At 56.6% G+C, this 3,178-nt stretch carries 1 rRNA gene; it reads left to right on the plus strand.

What is annotated here, in order from left to right:
* Positions 1–52: 52 nt before the first annotated feature.
* A 23S ribosomal RNA gene (locus ABZ079_RS36665) occupies positions 53–3,173 on the plus strand.
* The last annotated feature ends 5 nt before the right edge of the window (positions 3,174–3,178 follow it).

A 3,178-nucleotide genomic window follows, 5' to 3' on the forward strand; every position in this document is an offset into this window, starting at 1 on the left:
GTCGGGTGGCTGGTCGTTGTTTGAGAACTGCACAGTGGACGCGAGCATCTGTGGCCAAGTTTTTAAGGGCGCACGGTGGATGCCTTGGCACCAGGAACCGATGAAGGACGTGGGAGGCCGCGATAGTCCCCGGGGAGTCGTCAACCAGACTTTGATCCGGGGGTTTCCGAATGGGGAAACCCGGCAGTCGTCATGGGCTGTCACCCACTGCTGAACACATAGGCAGTGTGGAGGGAACGAGGGGAAGTGAAACATCTCAGTACCCTCAGGAAGAGAAAACAACCGTGATTCCGGGAGTAGTGGCGAGCGAAACCGGATGAGGCCAAACCGTATGCGTGTGAGACCCGGCAGGGGTTGCGCATGCGGGGTTGTGGGATCTCTCTTCTGTTGTCTGCCGGCAACAGGACGAGTCAGAAACCGTTGATGTAGACGAAGGACATGCGAAAGGTCCGGCGTAGAGGGTAAGACCCCCGTAGTCGAAACGTCAGCGGCTCGTTTGAGAGACACCCAAGTAGCACGGGGCCCGAGAAATCCCGTGTGAATCTGGCGGGACCACCCGCTAAGCCTAAATATTCCCTGGTGACCGATAGCGGATAGTACCGTGAGGGAATGGTGAAAAGTACCCCGGGAGGGGAGTGAAATAGTACCTGAAACCGTGTGCCTACAAGCCGTGGGAGCGTCGGAGTGGAGCTTGCTTCACTCTCGTGACTGCGTGCCTTTTGAAGAATGAGCCTGCGAGTTTGCGGTGTGTTGCGAGGTTAACCCGAGTGGGGAAGCCGTAGCGAAAGCGAGTCCGAATAGGGCGTTTCAGTAGCACGCTCAAGACCCGAAGCGGAGTGATCTAGCCATGGGCAGGTTGAAGCGGAGGTAAGACTTCGTGGAGGACCGAACCCACCAGGGTTGAAAACCTGGGGGATGACCTGTGGTTAGGGGTGAAAGGCCAATCAAACTCCGTGATAGCTGGTTCTCCCCGAAATGCATTTAGGTGCAGCGTCGTGTGTTTCTTGCCGGAGGTAGAGCACTGGATAGGCGATGGGCCCTACCGGGTTACTGACCTTAGCCAAACTCCGAATGCCGGTAAGTGAGAGCGCGGCAGTGAGACTGTGGGGGATAAGCTCCATGGTCGAGAGGGAAACAGCCCAGAGCATCGACTAAGGCCCCTAAGCGTACGCTAAGTGGGAAAGGATGTGGAGTCGCAGAGACAACCAGGAGGTTGGCTTAGAAGCAGCCACCCTTGAAAGAGTGCGTAATAGCTCACTGGTCTAGTGATTCCGCGCCGACAATGTAGCGGGGCTCAAGCGTACCGCCGAAGTCGTGTCATTGACATATATAGCCCCAACGGGTGTGTTGATGGGTAGGGGAGCGTCGTCTGCCGGGTGAAGCAGCACCGGAAGGTAGTTGTGGACGGTTGACGAGTGAGAATGCAGGCATGAGTAGCGATACAAACGTGAGAAACGTTTGCGCCGATTGACTAAGGGTTCCTGGGTCAAGCTGATCTGCCCAGGGTAAGTCGGGACCTAAGGCGAGGCCGACAGGCGTAGTCGATGGATAACCGGTTGATATTCCGGTACCCGCTGTGAAGCGTCAAACATCGAGCATCGTGATGCTAAGGCCGTGAAGCCGTTCCGGACCCTTCGGGGAAAGGAAAGTGGTGGAGCCGCCGAACCAAGCGGTTAGTAGGTGAGTGATGGGGTGACGCAGGAAGGTAGTCCATCCCGGGCGGTGGTTGTCCCGGGGTAAGGGTGTAGGACGGTGTGTAGGCAAATCCGCACACCTTGTGTCTGAGACCTGATGCCGAGCCGATTGTGGCGAAGTGGATGATCCTATGCTGTCGAGAAAAGCCTCTAGCGAGTTTCATGGCGGCCCGTACCCTAAACCGACTCAGGTGGTCAGGTAGAGAATACCGAGGCGTTCGGGTGAACTATGGTTAAGGAACTCGGCAAAATGCCCCCGTAACTTCGGGAGAAGGGGGGCCAGCTCTGGTGATCCGATTTACTTGGTGAGCTGGGGTTGGCCGCAGAGACCAGCGAGAAGCGACTGTTTACTAAAAACACAGGTCCGTGCGAAGCCGTAAGGCGATGTATACGGACTGACGCCTGCCCGGTGCTGGAACGTTAAGGGGACCGGTTAGCTCACCTTCGGGTGGGCGAAGCTGAGAACTTAAGCGCCAGTAAACGGCGGTGGTAACTATAACCATCCTAAGGTAGCGAAATTCCTTGTCGGGTAAGTTCCGACCTGCACGAATGGCGTAACGACTTCTCGACTGTCTCAACCATAGGCCCGGTGAAATTGCACTACGAGTAAAGATGCTCGTTTCGCGCAGCAGGACGGAAAGACCCCGGGACCTTTACTACAGTTTGATATTGGTGTTCGGTTCGGCTTGTGTAGGATAGCTGGGAGACTTTGAAGCAGCCACGCCAGTGGTTGTGGAGTCGTCGTTGAAATACCAGTCTGGTCGTGCTGGATGTCTAACCTGGGTCCGTGATCCGGATCAGGGACAGTGTCTGATGGGTAGTTTAACTGGGGCGGTTGCCTCCTAAAGGGTAACGGAGGCGCCCAAAGGTTCCCTCAGCCTGGTTGGCAATCAGGTGTTGAGTGTAAGTGCACAAGGGAGCTTGACTGTGAGACCGACGGGTCGAGCAGGGACGAAAGTCGGGACTAGTGATCCGGCGGTGGCTTGTGGAAGCGCCGTCGCTCAACGGATAAAAGGTACCCCGGGGATAACAGGCTGATCTTCCCCAAGAGTCCATATCGACGGGATGGTTTGGCACCTCGATGTCGGCTCGTCGCATCCTGGGGCTGGAGTCGGTCCCAAGGGTTGGGCTGTTCGCCCATTAAAGCGGTACGCGAGCTGGGTTTAGAACGTCGTGAGACAGTTCGGTCCCTATCCGCTGTGCGCGTAGGAGTCTTGAGAAGGGCTGTCCCTAGTACGAGAGGACCGGGACGGACGAACCTCTGGTGTGCCAGTTGTCCTGCCAAGGGCATGGCTGGTTGGCTACGTTCGGGAGGGATAACCGCTGAAAGCATCTAAGCGGGAAGCCTGCTTCGAGATGAGGACTCCCACCCACTTGATGGGGTAAGGCTCCCAGTAGACGACTGGGTTGATAGGCCAGATATGGAAGCCTGGTAACGGGTGGAGTTGACTGGTACTAATAGGCCGAGGGCTTGTCCTCAGTTG

This window comes from Streptomyces sp. NPDC006314 (assembly GCF_040613075.1).
GTDB lineage: Bacteria > Actinomycetota > Actinomycetes > Streptomycetales > Streptomycetaceae > Streptomyces.